The organism is Bifidobacterium simiarum (assembly GCF_002802905.1).
In the GTDB taxonomy this organism is placed as follows: Bacteria; Actinomycetota; Actinomycetes; order Actinomycetales; family Bifidobacteriaceae; genus Galliscardovia; species Galliscardovia simiarum.
In genome coordinates, this window is sequence record NZ_PEBK01000001.1 from 116,640 (window position 1) to 138,247 (window position 21,608).

Below are 21,608 nucleotides of genomic sequence, written 5' to 3' on the forward strand. Positions count from 1 at the left end.
GTCGAGCGAAGACTCACACGACGAACGGCAGAAGGGCGATCGCCGCCACATAGAGCACGCAGACCGCGGCGAGCGCGGCGTCGCGCCAGCCGACCGCCAGCCGATGCCAGTGCGTGCGATGCGCCCCGCCCTCGTACGACCGGGCGTCGAGCGCCAGGGAGAGGTTGTCGGCGTGGCGCAGCGTGCCGGCGAAGATCGGGATGATGATGGCGACCGCGGCCCTGAGGCGCTTCGCGGGCGAGCCGGTTTCGATCGACCCGCCGCGGGCCGACTGCGCGTCGATGATCGACCGGGTCTCCGCGGTGAGCGTGGGGATGAACCGCAGGGCCAGGCTCATCACCAGCGCCAGCTCGTCGGTGTGCATGCCGAACCGTTGCAGCGGCCGGAGCAGCGCCTCGAACGCGTCGGTCATGGCCGTGGGCGTGGTAGTGTGCAGGATCACCGCGCCCAGCACGATCACCAGCACCAGACGGCAGAAGTACAGGGTCGCGACCCACAGGCCGTCGTCGGTGATCGGCAGCGGGCCGATGGTCGCCAGCACGGTGCCCGACTGCGTGAAGCACAGGTTCAGCACCCACATGATCGCGAACAGGGCGAGGAACATGCGGATCGTATGCAGCAGCTTCACGGGGCTCAGCCGCGCCGCGGCGAGGATCGCCAGCACGATCGCGGCGGCGACGGCCAGCTGGGCGGGCGTGGTGATCGCGAATGCGGTGAACATCATGATGAGGAACGTCGTCATCTTCACGCGCGGGTCGAGCTTGGCGACGAACGACGAGCGCACCCGGCTCCTTCGCGGATGACGGTCGGATCGGTAGCGACGGTCGGACGGCTCTCCGCCGGACGGAAAGGCCTCCGACAGGTCGATGACCCGGTCGGCCAGTCGCATCTCGTCGGCATGATGCGTGATCAGCACCACGGTGACGCCCTGGCGTCGCAGGGTGCCGAGCAGTTCGTGGATCCGGGCGCTCGCCCGCTCGTCCAGACTGCTCGTCGGCTCGTCCATGATCAGGATCTTCGGCCGACAGGCGAGGATGCCGGCGATGGCCGCCAGACGCTGTTGGCCGCCGGACAGGGCGAACGGCGAACGGTCGGCCAGATGCTCGATGCCCAGCAGTCGCAGCGACTCGGTCACCCGGTCGGCCACATCGGCTTCCGACAGGCCCATGTTGCGCGGGCCGTACGCCACGTCCTCGCCCACCGTGTCGGCGAACAGCTGACGTTCGGGATGCTGCATCACATAGCCCACCGTGCGGCGCAGCCGGGCCAGATCGGCCCGTTTGGCCGCGCGTGAGATCCGATGCGGGCCGCGGGGGACCGCGACGGGGATCCCGTCGACGCTGATGCCGCCGTGGGCCGGAACGTCCAGCGCGCACAGCAGTCGGGCCAGCGTGGATTTGCCACAGCCGTTGCGGCCGACGATCGCGACTGTCTCGCCGCGGTTCACGGTCAGTGACCGGTCGCGGATCACCGGCGTGCCGTCCGGATAGGCGAAGGAGACATGGTCGACGGTGATGATCGGATCGGACGGGGTCTCGGCCTCGTCGACCCTGTCCGAATCGGACTGTGCTGAATCAGTCAGTGTTGAATCGGACTGTGCCGAATCAGTCCGGCTGGTATCGGCCCGATCAGTGTCATTGGTCCGATCGGTGTCATTGGTCCGATCGGTATCGATCAACCCGGCGCCGCGATGGCCCGATTCGATGCGGACGATCCGCCCCGCCTCCATGACGACGATGCGATCGGCCCGATCGGCCTCGTCCCGGCCGTGCGTGATATGCACCACGGTGGTGCCGGCGGCGTGGAGCCGGTCGATCACCGCCATCACCTCGGCCCGCGCCGCGACGTCCAGCATCGCGGTCGGCTCGTCCATCACCAGCATGCCCGGGCGCATGGCCAGCATGCCTGCGATCGCCACGCGCTGCTGCTGTCCGCCGGACATGCGCGTCGGATCGGCCTCGGCGGATCCGGCCATGTCGACCGCGGCCAGCGCCCGGTCGACGCGCTCGCCGATCCGTTCGCGCGGTACGCCGAGGTTCTCCGGTCCGAAGGCCACGTCGTCGGCCGTGACCGTGGTGACGATCTGGTCCTCCGGATTCTGGAACACCGCGCCGATCCCATGACGGGCGTGCCGGTACGCCTCGGCATCCGCGCGGGCGTCGGGGGAGTAGACGGTCTCGCCCATCAGCCGTACCGTGCCGGCGTCGGGGGCGGCGAGTCCGGCGATCAGCCGTCCCAGCGTGGACTTGCCCGATCCGTTCGCGCCCACGATCGCGACGTGTTCGCCCATGCGGATGTCGAGGTCGACGCCGTCGAGCGCCCAGCTGGCCCCGTCGTCGTAGCTGAACCGCACGTCATGCAGCTCGGCCGCGAACCGGTCGGCGGCGTCGGTGCGGTTGGTCGTGGTGACGGTGATGGGTGATGAATCGGTCATGGGAATGCGGGTGTCCATCCAGAGTGATTGCCGGAATAGGCGGTGATTGTCGGAATACGAGGTGGGGAACAGACGGATATGCGGAAGGCGAAAGGATCGGGCAGGTATGCGAATGCCGGGGACCGCAGGGCGACTGGCCCCGCCGTCTCCGGCATTCGGGATCATGCGGACTACTTCGCGGTCTTGCCGGTCTTGTCGAGCAGGTTGGAGATCGGCTTGTAGATCAGGAACGTCACCACGCCGTGGATCGCCATCTTGAGCACGTTGAACGGCAGCAGGATCGGCACGATCAGCGCGGCCACCTGGGCCACGGTCATATGCGCGTAGATCGGGGTGACCACCAGATTGCCCAGCAGCGCGATCGCGATCGCGCACACGGCGCCGACGAGAATGCCGATCGTCGCACCCTTGCGGGTGTGGACCTTACGGTAGATCAGCGATGCCGGCACGCTGAGCGCCAGCGCCACCAGCACGGCCATCAGCGAGCCCCACGGGTCGCCGAACACGTGCGGAATGAAGCCGAGCACGCTGACGATCGCCGCGGCCGCGGGGCCGAACGCGAAGCCGGCCACCAGGCACACGATGCCGGACGGATCGTACTTGAGCCACGGGGCGGCCGGGAAGATCGGCAGCTCGATGAAGCTGGTGACCATGGTCAGCGCCACGAACAGGGCGTAGACGGCGATGCGCTTGGTGGACCAGCGGCCGGAATCGGCCACACCGGTGGCATGAGCATTGGTGATATGCGAAGATTCGCTCATAGCGAGCACCTCGTTTCTTTCATCCGGACTTTGACCGTTGGCTTCGGATTCTCACCGGATCAGCCGCATGACGCGGGTCGCGGGCTTGCCGACCGACCGTTGGGAATCCCGGTCGCCGGTTTACCGCCAGTAAGGAATCGCACCTTCCCTGAAACTTGCATGGCTAATATAGCACGGCCGTGCGCTCGGGGTGTCGGGCGCCGCCCGCGGTGGACATCGCCGCGTTCGCCGTGGGTATCAGCCGCATTCGCGGTGGACACCTACAATAAGCACCATGCGTTTTTCCTCCCGAGTGGACGTCACCGATCCGAATGCCATATCGCTTGCCGAGGCCCGGGCGAAGGCCGACGGCATGGCCCTGATGAAGCTCAACGATTCCAACCCCACGCGCCATGGTCTGGCGCCGGCCGGGATCCCGAACGTCTACGAGGCGAATCCTCGCGGTCCGGTGGCGGCGCGCAGGGCCCTCGCTGACTTCCTCGGCCGGGACGGGAGCGGGAACCGGGACGGGGGTCCGGATGTGAACGGTCCGGTGGATCCCGACCGGCTGTATCTGCTCAGCTCGACCTCCCAGGCGTATTCGTGGCTGATCAAGCTGCTGTGCGATCCCGGCGACGTGGTGCTGGCCCCCAAGCCCGGGTATCCGCTGATCGAGTCGATCGCGAGGCTCGAGGCCGTGGACGTGGCCGAGTACCAGCTGCTCTACGACGGATCGTGGATGATCGACGTGGCTCGGATCGAGGAGCTGCTGGACGAGTACGGCGAGCGGGCCCGTGCGCTAGTGCTCATCAACCCGAACAACCCCACCGGCTCGTACGTGCACCCCGACGAGCGTGAGCGGCTCGTGCGGCTGTGTGCTGAACGGCAGGTGGCGATCATCGCCGACGAGGTGTTCTTCGACTATGCGCTCGACCCGCTGCCCGGCCGACGCCGGCTGGCCGGCGAGGGGGGCGTACTCACCTTCGCGCTGGACGGGTTCTCGAAGATGCTGGCCGCGCCCCACGCCAAGGTGGGGTGGATCGAGGTCTCCGGTCCGGACTCCGACGTCGCCGAGGCGATGCGCCGGCTCGACGTGATCGCCGACGACTTCCTGCCGATGAGCGACCTCATCGCCGATCGGATTCCCGAACTGCTGGACGCCGCACCCGCCCAGACCGAGCGGGTGCGCGAGCGGACCCGCGGCAATCTGGATCGTCTGCGCCGACTGCTGGCCGACGACGATCTGGGCATCACCGACGTGCTGCATGCGGAAGGGGGTTGGAACGTGCTGCTGCGGTTCCCTTCGGCGATCGACGAAAGCGAGCTGGTGCTCTCGCTGATCGACCGGTGGCGGGCCACCGCGCAGCCGGGGTTCTTCTTCGACATGACGTCGAACGGCTATGTGGCGGTGTCGCTGCTGCCCGAGCCGGCGGTGTTCGAGGACGGGGTGCGTCGTCTGCTCGCGGCCGTCGCCGCGGCGCTCGAGGCGTAGGGCGTAGGGTGCTTGGAGGGTGCGTCTTGCTGGCCGCGCGCGGTGCTTCGGACGCGTTGGGTTTGTTGGGTGAACGGCCGGTGACCGGCGTCATGCCGGACGGTGTCTTTCGGGTGCCGACGGTGTGATGTTCGAGTAAATTGTGAGTTTTTGCTCATTCGAACACAAGAACCGATAGAGAAGTGCACAACACGGAACGGAAAAATGATCTTCTGTAAGCGTGTCGTGCGGTTTTGTGTGTTTGCGTGTGACTTGTTGCGTTCTAATCGCACGAAAGCGCAAGGGAACGAGTGTGGATCCGTTACGCTTTTGTGCTGTTCGACCCCTGTGCGGAACTTATCGCCGAAGCCGGTTGCAATCGTTCATGCAAAGGTGCGACCATGGAGACTGTCGGACGGCGGATGATCGTTCGGCTCGGCGCCGCGCATGGCGTCGACGTCACCACACTTTGAGGGGATGGACATGACCGATACCGGCAACACCTTCACCATGACCAAGGCCGAAGTCAGGCAGCTGCTCGACGACGCCCACAACGGGGGGTTCGCGTATCCCGCGATCAACATCAGCAATCTCGACACCGCCATCGCGGCGATGGAGGGACTCGAGCAGGCTAACAGCGCAGGGTTCGTGCAGGTGAGCATCGGGGGCGCCAAGCAGGCCAGCCCGACGGGAGATCCGGTCGAAGGCTCCATCATCATCGGCCGCATGATGCGCGACCTGCGCAAGAGCCACCACGTGCCGATCATGCTGCACACCGACCACTGCCACGCCGACTACGTCGACACCTGGCTCAAGCCTCTGCTCGTCGAGCTCAAGAAGCTCAAGGACGCCGGCGAGGAGAAGATCTTCGACTCGTTCATGTTCGACGGCTCCCACGACGAGATCCACGACAACGCGGCCACCATCCGCGAGCTGCTGCCGATGGTCGAGGCCGTCGACGGCGTGCTCGAGGTCGAGGCCGGCGGCAAGTGGGGCGGCATGGAGGACGGCGTGGCCGACAAGGCCGTCTACAGCACCCCGGAGGACGTCGCCGTGATCCAGCAGGTGTTCAAGGACCTCGGTCTCGACGAGGACGACTACCTGCTCGCCGTGGCCTTCGGCAACGCGCACGGCACCGCCGTGATCCCCGACCTCAAGCCCGAACTGCTTTCCGAGATCGCCGAGAAGACCGGCGTGCGCAACATGTACGTGTTCCACGGCGGATCCGGCTCCTCCGACGAGGACGTGCGCGCCGCGGTGAAGGACGGCGTGGTGAAGATGAACGTTGACACCGACACCCAGTACGAGTTCACCAACGGCATCGATGCCTTCTTCGTCGCCGCCGACGGCAAGCAGCGCTCCCACCGCGTGGGCAAGAAGTATTTCGACCCGCGCAAGTGGAACGCCGCCGGCCGCAAGGCCATGACCGCCAAGGTGGCGCAGGTCGCCGAACTGCTCGGCAGCGCCGGCCACGCCCGCAAGGTGACCTACCGGTCGGTGCTCGAGCCGGTGGTCGCGCCGGCGGGGGAGTAGCCCCGGTCGACACGGCCTTGGCCGCCGCCGCAACCCGAACCCGCGCGAAGGCTGCGCGGGCGGGCGCGGCGGCCGGCCGATCCCATGAACGAGACGGATGCGCGCATGATGGGTGTTCGCGCATCCGCCACCACCATCCGCCATCAATAACCGTCGTGGCAGGACACGGCGATACGCCAACACAGCAGTACACAGTCGTACGGAAAGAGTGAACAACAACAATGAGCAAGGGCAACGTCTATCTTCTTCGTCATGGTCAGACCTACTGGGCCGTATCCGGTCAGCACACCGGCCGCACCGACGTGCCGCTGACTGAAACCGGCCGCCAGCAGGCCATCGACGCGGGCGAACGGCTGCGCGCCGACCACCCCGAACCGTTCGCCGCGGCGTTCTGCTCGCCGCTGGTGCGGGCCAGCGAAACCGCCAAGCTCGCCGGATTCGACGCCACGCCGTGCGACGACCTCATGGAATGGGACTACGGCCGCGCCGAAGGCCGCACCCGCGGCCAGATCGGCGAAGCCCTCGGCCGCACCTGGAACCTGTGGGTCGACGGACCGCAGGCCGTGCCCGAATCCCTCGGCGAGGAACGCGTCGAGACCCTGCCTGACGGCCATCAGGTCACCGTGCACCTCACCGAGGGCGAACTGCTCGACGAGGCCTTCGCCCGCGCCTCCCGCATCGCCGAAAAGGCCCGCGAATACGCCGACCGCGGCGAGGACGTGCTGCTCGTGGCCCACTCGCACATCCTGCGTCTGGTCACCTGCGCATGGGTGGACATGCCCGCCGCCGACGGACGCAAGTTCGAGCTCGGCACCGCACGCTACGTGGTGCTCGGCGACCACAAGGGACAGCCCGTCATCGAACGGTGGGGCGCCTGACCGGCGATGAACGATCCAGCAGAAAACGATCCAACGACCAACGGCAGTGAACAGAGGTAGATACAGTCGTGAAATACAATGACTCCGTGGTACGCACCCCGATGATCATCGGCAATTGGAAGATGAATCTCGACCACGTCCAGGCCGGGCAGTGGCTGCTGGAATACGCGGGATCCAACGAAGGATGGGTCAACCGCATGGAGGCGTCGAACACCATGGTGAACCGCACCGAGATCGGCGTGCTGCCGTCGTTCACCAGCCTGCTGGCCATCCGCGACATGGCCCGCAAGACCAGAATGACCTCCGAACTGTATTTCGGCGCCCAGAACGTGAGCGAACTGGACGCCGGTGCCTACACCGGCGACATCAGCGCGCAGATGCTCGCGGCCCTCGACTGCCGGTACGTGCTGGTCGGCCACTCCGAACAGCGCCGGTACCATCCCGAGGACGACGACACCATCGACCAGAAGGTGCGCGTGGTGCTCGACGCCGGCATGACCCCGATCATCTGCATCGGCGAGACCAAGCTCGGCCGCGACAACGGCATCGGCATCGACTACGCCCTCAACCAGCTGGTCGCCGCCGTGCGCCTGCTCTCCGCCGCCGACATGTGCAAGGTGATCGTGGCCTACGAGCCGGTGTGGTCGATCGGCACCGGCGCCACCCCTGAGCCGCCGGTCATCGAATCCGCGCTCGCCGACATCCGCGACTTCATCAACGCCACCTTCGGCGCCGACGTGGCCGAGAAGGTGCGGATCCTCTACGGCGGATCCGTCAAGCCCGACAACGCCTCCGCGATCATCCGTCGCTACGGCATCGACGGGTTCCTCGTGGGCGGGGCGAGCCTCGACCCCCGGCAGTTCGCCAAGATCTGCCATCGCGTGGCCGAGTCGAGTGTGGTCCGTTTGCGTCGCAGCGCCGAGACGATCTACCTGCCCGGCAAGGGCACGGTGCGGGAGTTCGCCGAGTCCACGCTGCAGGCGCCGCACCAGATCACCGCCGAGCAGGTGGCCACCAACCATCCCGACAACGCCTCCTGGCGGGCCGCCCTGGCGCTGGCCGCCTACCGCACCGTCGGTTTCAAATGGCTGGAGGAGCAGGCCGACATCGAGAACGAGGACGCCGCCGACGCCTCCGGCACCATGATGATGGTTGGGGATCCGGACGTGCTGCGCGACACGATCTGGGCGAATCGCCTGCGCATCATCGAATCGCTGATGAAGCTGATCGACGAGGGGCGCATCCGTGGCCTGTTCTCGATCCGGCAGTGGCTGATCGAGTGCGACGACTCCCTGGGCTATGAGGAGCGCTGCGACATGCTGGCCGAGGAGATGGCCAACGTCTCCTGCCTCAGGGCCTACGAGGAGCTCGGCCGCGACAAGATCGACTTCGAGGATTTCCGGGTCGCGTTCGTCTCCGGGTACCTGCTGTGCGACGTGGACACGCGCAACCGACTGTGGCGCATCCGCGGCATCGACCGCAAGAAGCACTCCCCGTGGAAGGAGCACAAGCTCTCGTTCTGAGATCTCGTTCCGTTCCATTCCGGTCGCCCGTTCCGTTCCATACGTCGGTAGGCGCTTGATCGGTGCCATGCCGATCAAGCGCCTACCGATCGGTTGGTTGTCGGCGTGTCGTACTGGAATCCCGCCTAGGCTGTTTCCTGACGTTGTTGTGCAAGCGTTTGCAATACCGTGGTTGCGTACGTCCCGATGACGATGATGCCGTACCGAGGACGTCGTGCCGATGCCTTCTCAGCGAGGCCACAGCAGCGTGACCGTTTTCCATACGATGCCAAAGGAACGTGCGATGGGCAATCTTCTTCTGGCGGTGATCTACGCCGCCTTCATCAGTCTCGGCCTGCCGGACGCCGTGCTCGGCTCCGCTTGGCCCGTCATGTATCAGCAGTTCGGCGTGCCGGTCTCGTACGCCGGCACCATCTCGATGATCATCAGCGCCGGCACCATCATCTCCGCGCTGATGAGCGACCGGCTCACTCTGAAACTCGGCGCCGGCAAGGTCACCGTCATCAGCGTGGCGATGACAGCGGTTGCGCTCGGCGGATTCTCGTTCTCCTCGACCTTCTGGATGCTGTGCCTGTGGGCCATTCCCTACGGTCTCGGCGCCGGCGGCGTGGACGCGGCACTGAACAACTACGTGGCCCTGCACTACGCCAGCCGGCATATGAGCTGGTTGCACTGCATGTGGGGTCTCGGCGCCAGCGCCGGACCGTACATCATGAGCTTCGCGCTGACCGGCGGATTCGGCTGGAACAGCGGCTACCGCTGGATCGCGATCCTGCAGGTGGGCCTCACCGCGCTGCTGATATTCAGCCTGCCGCTGTGGCGCACGCGATCCGGCGAGGCGGCGGTCGCGGGTCGGTCCTCCGAAGCCGAAACCGCAGGGGGTGCATCCGGAGTCGAATCCCCGGAGGACAAGGCCGAAGCCGAGTCGTCGTCCGAATCCTCGTCCGCATCGTCGCCGTCCGAACCCCGCAAGCCGCTCGGCCTGCTCGACGTGTTCGCCATCCGCGGCGCCAAATCCATCCTGATCATGTTCTTCTGCTACTCCGCGCTGGAGATGACCACCGGTCTGTGGGCCGCCAGCTACATGGTGCTCGACCACGGCGTGGACGCCAAGCAGGCCGCCGCGTGGGCGAGCCTGTTCTACGTGGGCATCACGGTCGGCCGGGCGGTCAGCGGCTTCCTCACCATGCGTTTTAACGACCCGACGATGATCCGTATCGGTCAGGTGCTGGTGGCCTGCGGCATCGTGCTCATGCTGCTGCCGATTCCCGGCGACCTCACCACGCTCGCCGGCCTGATCGTCGTGGGACTGGGCTGTGCCCCGATCTACCCGTGCGTGATCCACTCCACGCCCGCCTACTTCGGCGCCGACAAGTCGCAGGCGATCGTCGGCGTGCAGATGGCCTGCGCCTACGTGGGCAGCCTCTCAGCCCCGCCGGTGTTCGGCTGGATCGCCAACCACGTGACCATCGCCCTGTTCCCGTGGTTCCTCGTGGTGATCCTGCTGCTCATGGTGATCATGCACGAGAACCTGCGTCGCGTGCGCGGCGGCGCGGTCGCCTCAGGTGCGGACGAGCTGTCGGACGAACTGGCATAGGAGGAACCGTCCGCCACGCCGTCCGTGGGCCCTCGCCGGGCCGCGGACGGTTTCGTGGGTTACAATCGCCACATATCCCCAATAACTCGACGAGGAGAAGATCATGATTGAATCCGCACAGGCCTTCGGCATCGACATCGGCGGCTCCGGCATCAAGGGCGCCCCGGTGGACCTCGGCGAAGGCAAGTTCGCCTGCGAGCGACTGCGCATCCCCACTCCCGAGGAGGCCACCCCGAAGAATGTCGCCGCCGTGGTCAAGCAGATCCTCGACCACTACGAGGTGAACGACGGCACCCCCATCGGCATCGCGTTCCCCGCGCCGGTCAAGCCCGGCCGCGCACTGGGATTCATGGCCAACCTCGACCAGTCCTGGGTGGGCGTGGACGTCAACCAGCTGATGTGCGACGAAACCGGCCGTGAGGTGCACGTGGTCAATGACGCCGACGCCGCCGGCCTCGCCGAAGCCGCCTACGGTGCGGCCAAGGGCAACAAGGGCCTCGTCATCGCCACCACGCTGGGCACCGGCATCGGCACCGCGCTGATCATGAACGGCCAGCTCGTGCCCTGCACCGAGCTCGGTCACCTGCTCCTTGAGGGCAAGGGCGATGCCGAGAAGTACGCCGCCGACTCCGCTCGCACCCGCGACGAGCTGAGCTGGAAGAAGTGGGGCAAGCGCCTGACCAAGTACTACCGTCTGCTGGAGCACTACTTCAGCCCCGACGTGTTCGTCGTCGGCGGCGGCGTGAGCAAGAAGCACGAGAAGTTCTTCCCCTACATCCAGGTGGACACCCCGATCGTGCCGGCCGCGCTGCTCAACGATGCGGGCATCGTCGGCGCCGCCTACTACGCCACGCAGGCGATGCAGCGGCACGAGGCCTGATCTGAGCCATCGGAGCTTCGGCCCGATCACCGTGGTTAATTACTTCACTAACTAACCGACGGGCTGATAGACAAGCTGACCAACAGGCCTCTAACCCGCAGATCCGTACAAGCCTCCCGAAGAATATCCCGGGAGGCTTTTCCATGCCCTCTGCGGCCGGAATCCCGGCCGATCATCCTGATCGCGCCGCTCACTACAGCCACGAGAACCATGATTCGACCGTGTAGTACGCCGTCGGGTCGGACGCGCGCAACGGGGCGATCTTGCCGGTCATGAACGTGCACGCCACCGTCATAGCCAACGTGAGCAGCGTCAGCACGATCAGCATCGTCATCGCACCGCGGGTGCCAAGGACGGTCGGGACGCCGTGCGTGGCGGGCATGAACCGTCTCGTGGCGGCCCATTCGCCCAGCGAGGGCATGATCAGGATCGTGGCGAACACGAACAGCCACGCGAAATCGCCGACGTAGCGCCAGTCCATGCCGCCTTTGTAGCTGACGAAAACCAGCTCCAGCACGCCCAGCCCCAGCAGCGTGCAGGCCATGCCCCACATGCGGTGGCGTCCGAGCGTCCGGCGCATCCACGGCAGGGCGATCAGTAGCAGGCAGATCGGTGCGAACCACAGGAATCCGCACAGCAGACGCTCGTGATACTGCCACGAGTTCAATGGAGTGCTCGGCACGGCCAGCCACGGGAACCGGTCGATCAGTCGGGGCGGGATGAACAGGTAGTAGCTCACGATCTGCCCCAGCACGTCCAGCGGCTCGCGGTACTGGTTGAGATCGGTGACGGTCAGTTGCTTGTCGTTGCCGAAATCGAGGAACGAGCCGAACCGCCAGAAGTTGTAGGACAGCAGGGCGGCGAACACCGCGAAGGCCGGCAGCAGGGCGGCCAGATCGCGTTTCCAGCTGGCCAGCGGCCGAATCGGAGCCGCGGTCGGACCGTCGGTTTTCGCGCCCGACCCGCCACCCGCCGAACCCGACCGGCAGTCCTCCGCCTCGAACATCCGGCTTCGCCAGCGGTGGGGCAGCAGGGGCCTGATGAATCCCAGCACCAGTCCGGATCGGATCTCGTCGGCGAAGATCGGCAGGAACAGCAGCGCCACCGCGATGAACGTGGCGCGGCATCCCAGCGTGGCCGCCACGCACAGCGATCCGAAGGCGATATGCGGCAGCGAGAGCCGTATCCGCGTGGGATGCGGGGCCGCGGCCGGATCCTGCCGTCCGTCCTCCCCGTCCAGCCACACGTCGTCGGCGGTCCACATGCGCCAGCGTCCGCGGGTCTCGTCCCAGGTGCGGCGCGCGCCCAGCCACAGCCACAGGCCCAGCGTCGCCATCATCAGCGCCGCGGTGAGCGGCACCTCGTAGAACGTGCCGCGCAGGCACAGGAACCAGATGTCCGATCCGGTGAGGAACGCGATCAGGGCCAGTACGGTCATGCCCACGCTGGTATGGGGGAAGTTCCGTGCGAACAGGCGGATGACCAGCAGCGAACCGAACACCACGAAGCCGACGGAGAACAGCGCCGCCGCCACCGAGGCGGGCAGCCATGCGCCGCCGGGCACCCACAGCGAGGTGACGAGCTGATACGGCAGGAACACCAGCACCGCCGGCACCACGCCGAAGTACGAGTACCAGTGGCCGTTGAAGAACACATGATCCCAGTAGATGTCGCCCACGCCCTGCGAGAGCAGCTGGTTGCGGGTGTTCACGTCGTACGGATCGGCCGCCTCGGCCAGCTGCCTCGGCACCGGCAGATCAAGCCACGGCCGGCCGTGCAGCAGGGAGTCGGCCACCCGCGCGTACTGGTCGAAATCGTAGACGTAGTTGTACGGCTGATGGAACACCTGCGGCCCCTGCCACATCGCCTTCCAGATCGTATGGCCGAGGTAGACGGCCAGCGGGATGCAGGCCACGGCGAAGATGATCCGCTGCCGCCGGCTCGCCGTGTTCAGCGTCACGCGGTACAGGCGGGATCGCGGCCGCAGCACGAACAGCATCACGGCGACGATCGCCATCACCCCCACCCGCAGCCAGTCGATGCGGAACGGCACCGGAACGTTGATCGCCACGGAGTCGAAGGCGAACTGGGCGCCCGTGGTTTCCTGCACCCACAGGCGGATCGCGCTCACCTTGCCGCCGCCGTCATCGGTGTGGTTGCGCAGATACGCGGTGACGTCGGTCCACCGGTGCATGGCCTGTTCGGTTCCGGTGTGCCAGACCGCGTCGGCGCCGGACCCGGTACGGGTGTCGAGCCGCAGATGCAGCGTATTGAGGAACGGGTGCTTCTCACCCTGCAGCAGCGCATCCTTCTCGCTCGCCCCGCCGGGCAGCCACCGGACCGTCGAGACCGGGGCGTCGAGCCCGTCGATCTCGATATAGGCCTGCGTCGGATCGTCGATCAGCAGCACGCCGTCGCCGTTATGCTCCAGTCCCTTGCCGATCCGGGTCGTCGTGCGGGCCGCGGTCTGTGATTGGGGAGCGGATTGCGTCTGGGGAGCGGATTGCGTCTGGGATGCGGTCTGCGTCTGGGAGGCGGATTGCGGCATCCGCAGGGTCGACCAGAACGGCAGGTTGAACGGACCGATCTCCAGTAGCACGATGATCAGCGCGGCGATCCACAGGAAGGGGTACGGCACGTTCGGGATCACGCGTTTCCGGGTGGTCCCGCCGTCTGCCGGCGATGTACGGAGTCTCACCGTTTCATTGTAGGAGAACCGAAGGAATGACGGATTCTCGCCCCGGGTCCCGATTGTCGCCGATATGCGGTTCAATGAATGTCGATAATCGAATACGCATCTTCAGGGCAGGGTGAAATTCCCGATCGGCGGTATAGTCCGCGAGCATTCGAACGCACATCAGTGTCGACGAGAATGTGGGAGCGCAAGCGCTCGTGAACCGGTGTGACTCCGGTACCGACAGTTACAGTCTGGATGAAAGAAGCATGCGGCGGCGTAAGCATACCCGTCGTGGCCTTATGATCAGGACCCTGAATTCCTTATGGAGTTCGGGGTTGTTTCATATCGGGCCCATGACGAGGCAGGGCGCGCAGCACGGTGCGTTTGGCGCGTGGTGCGTGCGGTATGCGACGCGCAGCCACGAATCCCTGGACATGCTCTATCGCGTCGAAAGGGGAACCGTGGACGATAGGGAATACATGTCCGTGGCATTGGACCACGCGAAGCGAGGATTGGGCAAGGTCAACCCCAATCCGCTGGTGGGGGCCGTCATCGTTCGCGACGGTCGGATCATCGCCACCGGTCATCATGACCATTTCGGCGGCTGGCATGCCGAACGAGACGCACTGGAATCCGCGAAGCGACAAGGCATTTCGGTACGCGGGGCGACCATCTACGTCACATTGGAGCCATGCTGCCATCAGGGCAAGCAGCCGCCGTGCACGCAGGCGCTGATCGACGCGGGAATCGCAAGGGTAGTCGTCGGCTCCGCCGATCCGAATCCGCTGGTCGCCGGCAAGGGCATCCGACAGCTGAGACAGGCCGGCATCGCGGTGACCGAAAACGTGCTGCGTGACGAATGCGATGCGATGAACGAGATCTTCCTGCACTACATCGTCGGCAAAAAGCCGTTCGTTCTGCTGAAATACGCGATGACCTTGGACGGTAGGATCGCGACGAGAACCGGAGCGTCCCGCTGGATCACCGGCGAGCAGGCGCGACACCGGGTGCATGAGGACCGCAACCGGTTCGCCGCCATCATGGTCGGCGCAGGCACGGTGATCGCCGACGACCCGCGGCTCACCTGCCGGCTCGAGGACGGCCACGATCCCGTCCGCATCATCTGCGACGGGCGACTGCGCACGCCGTTGGATTCGACGGTGGTGGCCACGGCCCGTGAAACCCCTACGATCATCGTTACGCTGCCGGCCGATGGTCGGGACGACGCCGATGCCGCTGCCAAGGCTGCCGACAAAGTGCGCCACTACCGTGACGCCGGTTGCGAAGTGCTGACGGTGGAGCCGGACGACGCCGGCCATCCGAGTCTGCCCGCACTGATGACGACGCTCGGCGCCCGCGGCATCGACAGCGTGATGATCGAAGGCGGCGCCACGCTGGCATGGTCCGCACTGCACGCCCAGGTGGTCGACAAGGTCGACGCCTACATCGCACCGAAACTGTTCGGCGGCGTATCGGCGCCGTCGCCGGTCGGCGGCGAGGGAGTGAAAACGCCCGACGACTGTTTCCGAGTCGTCGATCCGAAGACGATCCGTCTGGGCGATGACGTGCTGGTCGAAGGAGAGGTGGCATATGTTCACCGGAATCGTTGAGGATCTCGGTACGGTGATGTCTCTGGTGAAGGGGGGCGACTTCGCTCGTCTCACAGTCGCATCCGACGTGGTGGTCACCGATCGCACCGTGCTCGGGGAGAGCATCGCGGTCAATGGCGTGTGCCTAACCGTCACCGGCGTCGACGGCTCCGAGTTCACCGCCGACGTGATGCACGAGACCCTGCGCCGATCGAGTCTGGGCACCCTGCATCGGGGCAGTCACGTTGATCTGGAACGGGCGATGAGCGCGGACGGCCGATTCTCGGGGCATATCGTCTCCGGCCATATTGACGGCACCGGCGAAATCGCCTCGATCAAGCGCGACGGCATCGCCATCGAATACACGATCCGCGCCCCACGCGACCTCATGCGGTTCATCGCGGAGAAGGGGTCGATTGCCGTCGAGGGGATCAGCCTGACGGTGACGTTCGCCGACGATCAAGGGTTCGGCGTGTCGATCATTCCCCACACCGCCGAGCACACCGTGCTTCCCGAACGCCGCGTGGGTGACCGCGTCAATCTTGAGATCGACCCCATCGCCAGATACGTGGCCCGGCTGATGGGCATGGACGGAGGGCATCCGGTCGGGGACGGTGGCCATTCCGCCGCCGGCGCCGGCGGTTCGCTGACACGGAACTTTCTGCTCGAACATGGTTTCTGACCCGTCGAGTGACCGGTTCCCGGAACATCCGGCTCATCCGGAACATATCGATATTGCAAGGCATACCAGATATAAGGACATGACAGACATGACAATCAACGACTCGAATACCATCTCCGTCTCCGAATCCGCGGCGTCCGTGGAGCGGGCCATCCGGGACATCGCCGCCGGGCGCATCGTGGTGGTGGCCGACGACGAAAGCCGCGAGAACGAGGGCGACCTCATCTGCGCCGCACGCTTCGCCACTCCGAAGAACATCGCGTTCATGGCCAGCGAGGGACGGGGCCTGATCTGCACCCCGATGAGCGCGAAACTGGCCGAACGGCTGAAGCTGCCGCCGATGTGCGCCACGAACACCGACAACCACCACACCGCGTTCACGGTGTCCATCGACCACATCGCCACATCCACCGGCATCAGCGCCCGCGACCGTTCCGTCACCGCCATGGCGTGCGTGGACCCGGAGGCCAAGCCCGAGGATTTCCGTCGCCCCGGCCACATGTTCCCGTTGGTGGCGCGCGACGGCGGCGTGCTCGAACGCAACGGGCACACCGAGGCCACCGTCGATCTGGCACGACTTGCCGGTCTTGAGCCGTGCGGCCTGTGCTGCGAGATGATGAAGCGGGACGGCACCATGATGCGCCGCGACGATCTGCGCGCCTTCGCCGAGGAACACGGTCTGACGTACATCACCATCGCCCAGTTGCAGGACTACCGCCGTACGCACGAGTTCCCCAGCGTCGTTCATCGCGTGGCGCAGGTGTCGCTGCCCAGCGAATACGGGCAATTCACCATGGTCGGCTATGAATCCGAAGACGGCGGCGAGCATGTGGCGCTGGTGATGGGGGACGATCTGCTGACCGCGATGAATGCAGCCACCGACGCCGCCACGGATGCCGGCAATACGATTCACGCCGACGGGACTCCCGCCGATCCGCGACCCGTGCTGTGCCGCGTGCACTCCCAGTGCCTCACCGGAGACGTGTTCGGGTCGTGTCGCTGCGACTGCGGCCCCCAGCTGCACGAGGCCATGCGGCGGATCGCCGAGCAGGGCCGCGGCGTGCTGCTGTATCTCAGTCAGGAGGGGCGTGGTATCGGATTGCTCAACAAACTGCGCACCTACGAGCTTCAGGAGCAGGGCTTCGACACCCTCGACGCCAATCTCAGACTCGGGTTCCCCGCCGACATGCGCGAATACCGCACGGCCGCGGCCATTCTACGCGACCTTGGCGTACGGTCCATCGACCTGATGACCAACAACCCCGACAAAATCGACCAGCTGCGGCAGGCCGGCATCACCGTGGCCAGCCGCGTGCCGATCGTCATCGCGCCGAACGAGTTCGACGCCCGATATCTGTCAACCAAACAACAACGCATGGGACACCTGCTGGGCGTTCCGGCAAAGGAGGAACGGTCATGACCGTATTCGAAGGAAAGCTCGTCGCCGAAAGCACGGCCGAAGGGCGAGAGCACCCGATCCGCGTGGGCATCGTGGTCGCACGCTTCAACGAATTCATCACGTCGAAGCTGCTTTCCGGCGCACAGGACGGCCTGCGTCGGCACGGCGTGTCCGATGACGACGTCGACGTGGCCTGGGTGCCCGGCTCGTTCGAGATTCCGATCGCAGCCAAGCGCATGACCGCCACCGGCCGATACGACGCGGTGATCTGCCTCGGCGCCATCATCCGCGGCAGCACCTCCCACTACGATCTGGTGTGCAACGAAACCGCCAAGGGCATCGCGCAGGTCTCCCTGAACTCCGACGTACCGGTGCTGTTCGGTGTGATCACCACCGAGAACATCGAGCAGGCGATCGAACGCGCCGGCACCAAGGCCGGCAACAAGGGCTTCGATTGCGCGCTCGGCGCGATCGAGATGATCAACGTACTGCGATCCATCAGCGCCGGACGGTGACGTCCCGGCCCTCGTCCACGGCGTTTCCTCGTGTTCTCTACGGGCATGTTCTCTATAGGCGAGGAAACGCTGAGGTTGTCTGAGTGGATTGTGACAATGAACGTTATGTCGAAGTCTCCCTCCAACCAGCGCCATGACGGCGAGCAGCGTCCCCATCGTTTCGATCGTCTGCAGGGGTTGGTGAGCGGACTGGCCGCCCGATTCGGCGGATCGGCACCGAAACCATCCGCCTCCGCAGACCCCTCCGGCACCGGCAGCGCGTTCGGCGACGCCATGCGTTCCGCGGCCGACGGCGAACGGGCCGTGATCGAGGCGCTGACCCGCAACGCCCGTCCGCTCGGCCCGCTGACCAAGAAGCACATCCTCGACGCCATGCCCGGCGTGCCCGAAGGACTGGCCGTCGGCTGGGCGCAGTTCCCCGAGACCCGCGGCCGCGGATTCACGCTCGGCGTGTTCCCGGACCGCCGACATTGCGCGCCGGTCGCGTTCGTGGACGACAAGGGCCGCGTCTTCGCCGGCGAGGAGATCGCCCCCGACGTGCAGGGCGCCGATCCGGTGTTCCTCTTCGCCAAGGAGGAGGAGATCCTCGTGATGAAGAGCCGGCTCGAAGGCCGGCGCGACGGCGGCGCCGAGGACGGCTACGAGCACGCCCTGCAGGGCGGCATCGTCGGCCGCGACGAGAACGACGAGATGATGTGGCTGGCCTCCTGGCTCAAGTCCGACAACCGCTACACGCTCGAACAGTTGCGGCCCGAACTGCCCGTGGGGCTGAGGGCCGGACTCGAATACCGTGACGCGATCGCCTCCGCGTTCTTCGCCACCTATCTGCTGCCGCGCTTCAACGGCGTGCTCATCGGCTTTGGCTCGGGCAACATCTTCCGCCGTCTGCGCGGCGAGGCCCCGATCGGCGCGATCCGACGCAGTGTGAAGGACACGCTGCGCGCCCGCGCCCACGGTCTGCGCGCCTCCGGACTGGAGGACCATTTCGCCGACCTGATGAACGAGGCCGGCGCTCTCGACAAGGCCGAGGGTCTGGAGGCCGTGCACGGCGCCGAACCGCTCAAGCTGTTCACCTCGCCGTTCTCCGGCGGCTACTTCTTCGGATGGGACTCCTCGCTGGAGTTCCGTCCCGCGCTGACCGCGCTGCGCATCGAAGGCAATCTCAACCGGTTCGCCGACGTGAGCCTGTGGCTCGAACGCAACGGCCGGATCGGCGCCAACCCCACCGAGGACAACGTGACCCACGCGCAGGCCGCCCAGCTGGACCGCGCCCTGCTGCTCAACCCGGCTCTGACCGCGCTGAAGCTCGAGGAGACCCCCGGCAAGAGCTTCGACCCGGTGCATGACGACGGCACCCCGGCACTGGCGGCCATGGTGAAGGTGGCCGGCGAGGCCGCGCAGCGCATCGCCGCCGAACACCCCGATCCGCTGGCAGCGGACGGTCCCGTGCGGGACGGAACCGCGCAGCCCGGAACCGCGCAGTCCGGCGACGGCGAGACCAGTTCGTATGCGGGCGGCTCGGAATGGGTGTACCGCCAGACCCTCTCCTCGCTGGTGCGCCGGCTACGGCTGCCCTACCGCTTCGACGCCGAATTCCGGTCCAATCTGGCCGACGGCAACGTGGCGATCGGCTTCACCACCGCCGGCACGTCGATGATGCCCTCCACCCGTTACGACGAGCACCAGCGCACGTGGGTGGACCTCTCCGACGCAGAACGCGCCTCGATGAGCACCGACTACAATCTGCGGGTCGGCCTGATGATGGCCGCGCTCGCCTTCGGCGTGGACGAGCATGTGCGCAAGGTGTCGCTGCATGTCGATTCCATCGGCCTCGAGGAGGCTGTGGACGAGCAGGATTCCGCGATCTCCGCGGCGATGGGCGAGGCCCTGAGCGCCTTCGAACGCATCCGCACCGGCCGGGACCTCAACACCGGCGGCGGCAAGGCCGATCCCAAGGACGGCGACGTGCACGGCAATCCGGCCGCACTGACCGCCGGGCCAGTCGAAGGTCCGATCGACGCCGGTGCCGCGGACGGGGCCGAGTCCGAATCCACGGACCCCAGGAACGGCAATGATTCCGGCGATTCCCAGAATGCGGATTCCCGGGATTCGGATTCTCAGGACTCCATGGACGAGACCTTCCGGGAGCTGATGAAGGGCGTCGATCTCGATGAGATGATGTTCGCCGATCCCGGCGCCGGCCCCGCCGTGACGGACGCCGACGCCGACGGTCTCGGCGGTGATGATCTCGGCGGTACCGATCTGGATGGTGCGGTGCCGTCCGGCGACGGCACCGGCGATATGGCTGCCGACATGGACGGCGACGATCCGCTCGCCGCCCTGCGCCGCAACCCCACGGTCCGCAATCTCGTCACCGTCACCTTCGAACGCGACCGGTTCCTGGAGATGATCAGGGTCTGCGGGCTGAACCGTCCCCAGCACATGTACCGCGCGTTCAACGCGGTGATGGACGTCGACGGCAATGGCGGGTTCAAGCCGATCACCGCCGACTTCGACATCCGCGACCACGCCTACTCGCCCCACGGCTCGCAGGAGGAGCCGGAACTGAGCGGACAGCGCTTCCCCGACGACGTGGCCCGCGTGCTGGGCGCCCGAGACGCCCTCGATCTGGCCATCCAACGCGCCGACGTGCTCCAGCGGGCGGTCAACGACTTCCACGCGCTCGCCGCCAACGACCGCGACCCGTCGCCGGTCCGGGCCGAGCGTGCGATGGACGTCATCCACCGCATCGCCGATCCGGAGCTCGACTCGATCTCCTCCGACGTCACCAGCGCGCTGATCGACGGCCGGGACACACCGGACGCGAAGTTCACCATGGGCGACCGACTCGACGAGCAGCGGCTCAAGGCCCGTGACATGCTGTTCTCCGGCCAGCCGGCCAAGGCGATCTCGATGGCCGAGGCGGCGGTGGCCGAAATGGACCGCATGTTCTCCGGCGTGAACGGCGTGCCGCGGTACTTCAACTCGTACGCCGAACGCGTGGTGTACAACCGCCTGTTCGCCACACCGGACGAACATACCGTGCTGATCCCCGACAACCTGTTCTACGCGCATATGGAACTGGCCGACGTGCTCGCCCAGATCGACAGCGCGAAGGCCGCGCTGCCGCACCTCAACGCCATGGTCGCCTACGCGCCCGCCTACCCGCTGTCGCATCTGAAGATGGCCATCGCCCTGGCCCGCACCGGCGACTGGGAGTCCGCCCGCGCGGCCTGCCTCAACGCGCTGCGCGTGGCGCTCGACCGCGACGACGCCTCGTTCGCCTACTACCGTCTGGCGTATTCGGCATGGATGCGCGACGAGTTCGCCGTGGCCGTCGCCGCATACATCATGAGCGACCAGATCAGCTCCGGCGGCATGGGGCAGGTGGAGTCCGAGCTGGCCGAACTCATGGCCCGAGCCCGCTCGCAGTGCATTGCGGTGCCGCAGACCGTAGAGGAGGCGCAGGCCGTGCTCGAGGAGCATGACCTGCCCGTATGGCCGAACACCGAGGTGGCGGGCATCGTGCGCGACGCGGCCCGCGTCTGCGTGGACAACGCGCTGTTCGTGCCCGCGCGCACGCTGTCGATGGCCGCGGCCCGCATGAAGGTCGACGGCGACGGGCTGGACGCCATCCAGATCCAGTTCCTGCGGTCCCTCAACGCCTAGCGTCCCGGAGATACCCCTACA

Annotated in this window: 14 protein-coding genes and 2 riboswitches; of the genes, 11 read left to right on the plus strand and 3 right to left on the minus strand. The window is 66.4% G+C overall.

The window, feature by feature from the left end; genetic code table 11:
* Positions 1-13 precede the first annotated feature (13 nt).
* Positions 14-2,434: an energy-coupling factor transporter ATPase gene (locus tag CSQ87_RS00415; protein ID WP_100511881.1), complete on the minus strand. Its 2,421-nt coding sequence runs from the start codon at positions 2,432-2,434 to the stop codon at positions 14-16.
* 170 nt (positions 2,435-2,604) lie between these two features.
* On the minus strand, positions 2,605-3,195 hold the full coding sequence (locus CSQ87_RS00420) for an ECF transporter S component (protein WP_100511882.1): 591 nt from the start codon (positions 3,193-3,195) through the stop codon (positions 2,605-2,607).
* A 7-nt stretch (positions 3,196-3,202) separates the two neighbouring features.
* Positions 3,203-3,355: riboswitch (FMN riboswitch) on the minus strand.
* Positions 3,356-3,469: 114 nt separating this feature from the next.
* On the opposite strand from CSQ87_RS00420, the gene CSQ87_RS00425 reads away from it, so the two are divergent.
* The 6 genes from CSQ87_RS00425 (at position 3,470) to ppgK (ending at position 11,056) form a co-directional block, all read left to right on the plus strand.
* Complete coding sequence (locus CSQ87_RS00425) at positions 3,470-4,666, plus strand: pyridoxal phosphate-dependent aminotransferase (protein ID WP_100511883.1); 1,197 nt, start codon at positions 3,470-3,472, stop codon at positions 4,664-4,666.
* 462 nt (positions 4,667-5,128) lie between these two features.
* Positions 5,129-6,178, plus strand: coding sequence for a class II fructose-bisphosphate aldolase (locus CSQ87_RS00430; RefSeq protein ID WP_165776665.1), 1,050 nt, complete (start codon positions 5,129-5,131; stop codon positions 6,176-6,178).
* A gap of 221 nt (positions 6,179-6,399) precedes the next feature.
* Positions 6,400-7,056 carry a histidine phosphatase family protein gene (locus tag CSQ87_RS00435; RefSeq protein ID WP_100511885.1) on the plus strand — a complete coding sequence of 219 codons (657 nt, stop codon included), beginning with the start codon at positions 6,400-6,402 and terminating at the stop codon, positions 7,054-7,056.
* A gap of 68 nt (positions 7,057-7,124) precedes the next feature.
* Positions 7,125-8,579, plus strand: coding sequence for a triose-phosphate isomerase (gene tpiA, locus CSQ87_RS00440; RefSeq protein WP_100511886.1), 1,455 nt, complete (start codon positions 7,125-7,127; stop codon positions 8,577-8,579).
* A 283-nt stretch (positions 8,580-8,862) separates the two neighbouring features.
* Entirely contained in the window at positions 8,863-10,176 is a 1,314-nt protein-coding gene (locus CSQ87_RS00445) for an MFS transporter (protein ID WP_100511887.1), read from the plus strand.
* Positions 10,177-10,279: 103 nt separating this feature from the next.
* Positions 10,280-11,056 (plus strand): polyphosphate--glucose phosphotransferase, encoded by a 777-nt coding sequence (ppgK, locus tag CSQ87_RS00450; RefSeq protein WP_100511888.1) that lies wholly within the window; start codon positions 10,280-10,282, stop codon positions 11,054-11,056.
* Between the two features lie 193 nt (positions 11,057-11,249).
* Here the strand turns inward: ppgK and CSQ87_RS00455 are convergent, their stop codons facing one another.
* Entirely contained in the window at positions 11,250-13,754 is a 2,505-nt protein-coding gene (locus CSQ87_RS00455) for an LTA synthase family protein (protein ID WP_133122307.1), read from the minus strand.
* Between the two features lie 94 nt (positions 13,755-13,848).
* Positions 13,849-14,005: riboswitch (FMN riboswitch) on the plus strand.
* 189 nt (positions 14,006-14,194) lie between these two features.
* Between CSQ87_RS00455 and ribD the strand changes: the two genes are divergently transcribed.
* From ribD to CSQ87_RS00480, 5 genes are all read left to right on the plus strand, one after another.
* Positions 14,195-15,343, plus strand: a complete 1,149-nt coding sequence (gene ribD / locus CSQ87_RS00460) for a bifunctional diaminohydroxyphosphoribosylaminopyrimidine deaminase/5-amino-6-(5-phosphoribosylamino)uracil reductase RibD (RefSeq protein WP_100512192.1) — start codon at positions 14,195-14,197, stop codon at positions 15,341-15,343.
* Positions 15,324-16,004 carry a riboflavin synthase gene (locus tag CSQ87_RS00465; RefSeq protein WP_100511890.1) on the plus strand — a complete coding sequence of 227 codons (681 nt, stop codon included), beginning with the start codon at positions 15,324-15,326 and terminating at the stop codon, positions 16,002-16,004. The genes ribD and CSQ87_RS00465 overlap by 20 nt, the downstream gene beginning before the upstream one ends.
* Before the next feature lie 88 nt (positions 16,005-16,092).
* On the plus strand, positions 16,093-17,424 hold the full coding sequence (gene ribB, locus CSQ87_RS00470) for a 3,4-dihydroxy-2-butanone-4-phosphate synthase (protein ID WP_100511891.1): 1,332 nt from the start codon (positions 16,093-16,095) through the stop codon (positions 17,422-17,424).
* Positions 17,421-17,918 (plus strand): 6,7-dimethyl-8-ribityllumazine synthase, encoded by a 498-nt coding sequence (gene ribH / locus CSQ87_RS00475; RefSeq protein WP_100511892.1) that lies wholly within the window; start codon positions 17,421-17,423, stop codon positions 17,916-17,918. The genes ribB and ribH overlap by 4 nt, the downstream gene beginning before the upstream one ends.
* A gap of 180 nt (positions 17,919-18,098) precedes the next feature.
* On the plus strand, positions 18,099-21,587 hold the full coding sequence (locus CSQ87_RS00480) for a tetratricopeptide repeat protein (protein ID WP_100512193.1): 3,489 nt from the start codon (positions 18,099-18,101) through the stop codon (positions 21,585-21,587).
* Positions 21,588-21,608 lie beyond the last annotated feature (21 nt).

Coding starts and splice junctions, on each gene's coding strand:
- ppgK (WP_100511888.1), top strand. CDS start 10,280: ATGATTGAATCCGCACAGGCCTTCGGCATCGACATCGGCGGCTCCGGC.
- CSQ87_RS00435 (WP_100511885.1), top strand. CDS start 6,400: ATGAGCAAGGGCAACGTCTATCTTCTTCGTCATGGTCAGACCTACTGG.
- CSQ87_RS00420 (WP_100511882.1), bottom strand. CDS start 3,195: ATGAGCGAATCTTCGCATATCACCAATGCTCATGCCACCGGTGTGGCC.
- CSQ87_RS00465 (WP_100511890.1), top strand. CDS start 15,324: ATGTTCACCGGAATCGTTGAGGATCTCGGTACGGTGATGTCTCTGGTG.
- ribH (WP_100511892.1), top strand. CDS start 17,421: ATGACCGTATTCGAAGGAAAGCTCGTCGCCGAAAGCACGGCCGAAGGG.
- ribB (WP_100511891.1), top strand. CDS start 16,093: ATGACAATCAACGACTCGAATACCATCTCCGTCTCCGAATCCGCGGCG.
- CSQ87_RS00430 (WP_165776665.1), top strand. CDS start 5,129: ATGACCGATACCGGCAACACCTTCACCATGACCAAGGCCGAAGTCAGG.
- CSQ87_RS00425 (WP_100511883.1), top strand. CDS start 3,470: ATGCGTTTTTCCTCCCGAGTGGACGTCACCGATCCGAATGCCATATCG.
- CSQ87_RS00415 (WP_100511881.1), bottom strand. CDS start 2,434: ATGACCGATTCATCACCCATCACCGTCACCACGACCAACCGCACCGAC.
- CSQ87_RS00445 (WP_100511887.1), top strand. CDS start 8,863: ATGGGCAATCTTCTTCTGGCGGTGATCTACGCCGCCTTCATCAGTCTC.